Source organism: Sulfuricurvum sp. (assembly GCF_019163035.1).
In the GTDB taxonomy this organism is placed as follows: Bacteria; Campylobacterota; Campylobacteria; order Campylobacterales; family Sulfurimonadaceae; genus Sulfuricurvum.
The window spans coordinates 1-4,882 of the sequence record NZ_JAFLKV010000083.1; the positions used below are offsets into that span (position 1 = coordinate 1).

Annotated in this window: 7 protein-coding genes; 4 read left to right on the forward strand and 3 right to left on the reverse strand. The window is 44.4% G+C overall.

Features of this window, described 5'->3' with window-relative positions; translation table 11 throughout:
- Positions 1 to 139 precede the first annotated feature (139 nt).
- A complete protein-coding gene (locus tag JZU62_RS06380) occupies positions 140 to 373 on the forward strand; it encodes a helix-hairpin-helix domain-containing protein (protein WP_295013046.1) in 234 nt (77 codons plus the stop codon).
- Here the strand turns inward: JZU62_RS06380 and JZU62_RS06385 are convergent.
- The 3 genes from JZU62_RS06385 to bioD are packed head-to-tail and all read right to left on the reverse strand — an operon-like array spanning position 370 to position 2,844.
- Complete coding sequence (locus JZU62_RS06385) at positions 370 to 1,305, reverse strand: aminodeoxychorismate synthase component I (protein WP_295013034.1); 936 nt, start codon at positions 1,303 to 1,305, stop codon at positions 370 to 372. The genes JZU62_RS06380 and JZU62_RS06385 overlap by 4 nt on opposite strands.
- Positions 1,305 to 2,174: an aspartate carbamoyltransferase catalytic subunit gene (locus tag JZU62_RS06390; protein WP_295013037.1), complete on the reverse strand. Its 870-nt coding sequence runs from the start codon at positions 2,172 to 2,174 to the stop codon at positions 1,305 to 1,307. Before JZU62_RS06390 ends, JZU62_RS06385 begins: the two co-directional genes overlap by 1 nt.
- A 16-nt stretch (positions 2,175 to 2,190) precedes the next feature.
- On the reverse strand, positions 2,191 to 2,844 hold the full coding sequence (gene bioD / locus JZU62_RS06395) for a dethiobiotin synthase (RefSeq protein WP_295013039.1): 654 nt from the start codon (positions 2,842 to 2,844) through the stop codon (positions 2,191 to 2,193).
- Between the two features lie 23 nt (positions 2,845 to 2,867).
- Between bioD and JZU62_RS06400 the strand changes: the two genes are divergently transcribed.
- The 3 genes from JZU62_RS06400 to JZU62_RS06410 form a co-directional block, all read left to right on the forward strand.
- A complete protein-coding gene (locus JZU62_RS06400; RefSeq protein ID WP_295013042.1) occupies positions 2,868 to 4,133 on the forward strand; it encodes a PLP-dependent transferase in 1,266 nt (421 codons plus the stop codon).
- Between the two features lie 22 nt (positions 4,134 to 4,155).
- Positions 4,156 to 4,455, forward strand: coding sequence for an ATP-dependent Clp protease adaptor ClpS (locus JZU62_RS06405; RefSeq protein WP_295013043.1), 300 nt, complete (start codon positions 4,156 to 4,158; stop codon positions 4,453 to 4,455).
- Between the two features lie 2 nt (positions 4,456 to 4,457).
- Positions 4,458 to 4,882, forward strand: a 425-nt coding sequence (locus JZU62_RS06410; protein ID WP_295013044.1) for a Clp protease N-terminal domain-containing protein, incomplete at its 3' end; no start/stop codon positions are given.

A 4,882-nucleotide genomic window follows, 5' to 3' on the forward strand; every position in this document is an offset into this window, starting at 1 on the left:
TCAGAGATTCCTCTTCATCAATACAAAATCCCCTAAACTTATTCAATCACAAATTCATATCATCATCACAATAATTGACAAACCAGCTTTTACACGCTAAAATCTATCACTTTATTTTTTGAGGTTAGATATGGTTAAAATACTCACAATTCTTTTTCTCTTCTTTTCTCTCACATTCGGTGCAGTTAATATTAACCGTGCTAACTCGGCACAGTTACAAACCCTTTACGGTATCGGTCCTGCAAAGGCAGAAGAAATTCTTAAATATCGGAAATCTCACGGAGCGTTTAATAGCGTAGACGAATTGGTGAATGTCAAAGGGATTGGACCTAAAACACTTAAAAAACTAAAATCTCAGGCGAGTATACGTTAAGGTATATAGACCTTATCGATCATTTCATTGTATTCACGTATATAATCGCTATCAGCAGTGATTCCCCCACCGCTTTTATAGATGAATTGTCCCTCAATTTGCTCAATAAAACGGATAGATACGGCACTATAGAGGTTCATGCCGTCAAAATACCCAAATACACCGCTAAAATAACCTCTATCATACCCCTCAACCTCTTGGATAATCTCAACTGTTTTTCGTTTCGGTGTACCACTGATACTTCCTGCAGGTAACAGTATTTTTAACAACTCACCTACGTTTTCTCTCCAGTTGCCTTCTAATGACCCTGAAATATGTGAACTTACTTGATGTAGCTTTTTATTTCCGGTATCGATGGTGGATATATAACGAAACTCTTTGACCTCAATGGTGTTTGCTACGATTCCTAGATCATTACGGAGAAGATCGACGATCATGGTGTGTTCCGCAATCTCTTTGGGGTCATTTAATAGGATCTCGACGGCATCAGGAAGTGATGCGTCAATCGTACCTTTCATCGGATAGGTATGTATCGTATTTCCTTCGATGGTGATAAAGGGCTCGGGGGAGAAGCAGACAAAGCTATCTTTGACACGAAATTTATACGGGGCACGCGCCATATTGTAAATTTCACTTATGGAGTATTCAGGCTCTATCGGTGTCGGTTGGGTGAGATTGAGGAGATAGGTATTACCGCTGCGGATATGCTCTTGTACGACATCAAATTTTTGACGATAATGATCCAATGAGACGGGAGAAAATTTTGGTTTATGGGGAAAATTGGTGTTATGGGAAGCACTGTTGAATGAGAATTCGATGTCGTGGGCGGAGAGTTCGTCTAACGTATAGCAGTGAAGCTGTTCCCCATTAAAATCAGTATAAAAAAAACACGGAACTCCCGAGGTGACGAGGGAAGTGAATGTTTGGAACATTAGGCGATAAGGGCTTTAAGGACTGCCATACGAATTGCTACACCGTTGCGTACTTGCTCTAATACTTTACATCTCGGGTCTTTAAGCATCATGTCATCAATATCGATATTACGATGTACCGGTCCCGGATGGAGAAGGATCAGATCACGACTCCCCACGAGTTCTTGAGTAATACAAAAATCGCTTCCGTAGTCTTTGAGTGAACCGTAGGTTTGGTGCGAGTGGCGCTCTGTTTGGGTACGTAGAGACATAATCGCGTCGATGTCATCAATCACGTCACGAATGTTGTGTGTTGTTCGAAGAGAGGTTTCGGGGAGAAAGTGCGGCGGAGCTACGAGGGTGATCTCCATCCCGAATCGGGTCAATAACTCGATATTGCTGTTGGCGACGCGGGAGTTTTTGATATCTCCGACGATGGCTATTTTTTTCCCTTTAAGATCCCCGAAGTGGCGGCGGAGGGTAAAGAGATCGAGAAGCGCTTGTGTCGGGTGGGCATGAGCGCCGTCACCCGCATTGATGATCGAAGCACGTGTATGCTGAGCGAGGATATTCGGGACACCCGCATGAGCGTGACGGACGATCATCGCATGCGGTCCCATTGCATCGAGATTGAGCGCCGTATCGACAAGGCTTTCCCCTTTTTGGGTAGAACTTTTTTGTACATCGAGATGAACCACTTCGGCACCGAGACGTTTTGCGGCGATTTCAAACGAGCTTTTCGTACGGGTTGAATTTTCGAAAAAGAGGGTAATAATGATTTTTTCTTTGAGGATGGGGTCGAATTGTCCCGATAAATAGTGTTCTGCATCCTGTAAAACGTGAAGAATTTGTTCGGTCGTAAAATCGTCCGTACGGATAAGATGTTTCATAATATTTTCCTCGTATTTATGATGATATTGTATCTAAAAGTGCTTTGGCAATGGTATCGATGTCATGATCGATTCGGTAAATTGATGAGAATCGATGGTTTAGATAAGGGAGGGATGTCGTCTCAAAAGAAGTATCTTCGACTCGGCAGTTAAAACCGACGATGAAGGGGAGTTTAGCCTCTTCGAGAGCTTTTATGCTGAGCAACGTATCGTTGATACAGCCGAGATTACAGTGAGTTACGAGCAGGGTTAGAGCATTGAAGTGGCGGGGAAGATCGATCATCATCTTCTCATCATCAATCGGAACCATTAATCCCCCCGCCCCTTCGATGATGACGAGATCGCAGAGGGCTTCGATTTTTGCCAGTGCAGTATCAAAGATGGCGAGATCGATCGATTTTCCCTTATTCGCTACAAAAGGGGCGGCTGGAAGCGGTAATTGAAGGGTCACTATATCGTTCAGGGATAACGCTTTCAGTGTCGGATTATGGATCAATGCGGTTTCAAATAGGGCATTTGCATCGGGTGCAACCGTGATCACTCCCGTTTCGATCGGTTTGTAGACACCGACGCGTAACCCAAGGCGCACAAAGGCTTCTATCAGCAGTTTAGAGGTGTATGTCTTGCCTATATTGGTGTTGGTTGCGGTGATGAAAATGCGTTTACTCAACGGACTACCCTTTTAGGTTATAATTGTCTCATTTTAATACAGGTTTGATGATGAATCGCTTTGAAGAGTTTACAACCCGCATTGTTCAGCAAGTGGGGAAAAAAGAGGGACCCGTAAGTCCCGTTATGGTTAATTCCGCATCGTTTGGATACGGAAACAGTGAAACGGGCGAGGGGATATTTGAAGGCTCCATTAAAAAGCCGCTGTATGCTCGTGTAGGCAATCCGACATCGGCACAACTAGAGCAGGTGTTGGCCTCAATGGATGGTGGAATCGGTGCGGTGAGTGCATCAACCGGAATGGGCGCTATCGCGATGGCGACCCTTAGCCTCTTGAAATCCGGAGATGAGATTATCAGTATCGGGGGACTTTTCGGAGGAACCTATTCGTATTTTTCCGAAACATTGACCCGATTTGGGATCACCACGAAATTTTTTGATGTGGATGAGTTGGCAGGTATCGAAGAAGCGATCAATACGGCAACGAAAATCATCTTTTTGGAGAGTGTCGGAAATCCCAATATGCGTCTTCCCGATATTGCGAAAATCAGCTCGATCGCGAACCGTTTCGGTGTTGCATTGATGGTGGACAACACGACGACTCCACTGAGTATCGCACCTCTGTCATTGGGTGCCGATATCGTCGTGTACTCGACGACGAAAATTATCACGGGAAATGCGTCCGCGCTTGGCGGAGCGGTGGTCTACCGTGCTATCACTGAGGGATCGGATAAATTTAAAGAGGATCGTTACCGCGATATTCATCCGTTTATCCAAAAAATGGGATCAATGGCATTGATCGCGGTAGCTAAAAAACGGGCTTTGCGTGATTTCGGTATGTCGGCCAACGGATTCGGTAGCTATTTAACGATGTTGGGATTGGAGACGTTGCCGTTACGTCTGGATCGGATTGTTACGACGGTAGAGAGCGTTGCAAAAGCACTTTATGAAAAAGGGTTTGTCGTTAATCATCCCTGCTTGCCACACCATCCTCATCATGAGCGCTATCTGAGCCAGTTTGCTAATGGATGCGGAACCATACTCACTATCGATATGGGGAGCAAAGAGCGCGCATTTGAGTTTTTAAATCGATCTAAATTGATTACTATTACCGCGAATATTGGGGATAGCCGAACATTAGGTCTGCATATGGCATCGACTATTTATCGTGATTTTGATGATCAAATCAAAGAGTTTTTAGGGATAACCGCTGGGCTTATCCGTATTTCAATTGGGTTAGAGAGTGCTGAAGCGATCATTGATGATTTTGTAGATGCGGTAAAAATTTAAAAAGATTTGGTATAGTTCAAATATGGCGACAAAACACGAGCACTCGACACACTTAGATTCTTTAGTAGAGCATCCGAAGCAGTATAATGTTTTTTTGCTCAATGACGATTACACCTCGATGGATTTTGTAATCGATATTTTGATGAAACTGTTTCGTAAAAACTTTCAAGATGCACACCATATTATGATTCAAGTACATCAAAATGGTCGCGGTTTATGCGGTGTGTATTCGTACGAAGTGGCGGAAACGAAAGTGCATCAAGTCTCATCTTTGGCACGTGAAAACGGATTTCCCCTAAAAGCATTAATGGAGGAGGCATAATCATGGTGAGTACTGAACTCAATGCGATTTTCCAAAAAGCGATTGCGTTTGCACGCCATCAGCGGCACGAATATCTCACAATAGAACACGTGATGCTCTCCTTGCTCAATTCACCCGATGGAGATGCGATTATCCGCTCTTGCGGTGCAGACGTTGAGCTTATCCGAGAAGCACTGGGTGCGTATTTGATACAGACGATGGAAGCTTTGCCCGATGAAGTGGATCAGGAGCCGTTTGAGACGGTGGCTTTGGCTCGAATGATCGATGGAATGATGCAGCATGTCCGAAGCGCTCAAAAAGAGGCAGCCGATGTGGGAGATTTGATCGCAGCGGTCTATGAAGAGCGTCATACTTATGCGTGTATGCTCCTCGAAGAGTATGGGATCAGCCGTGTCGATATTCTCGAAGCGATTTCTCATCGTGATTT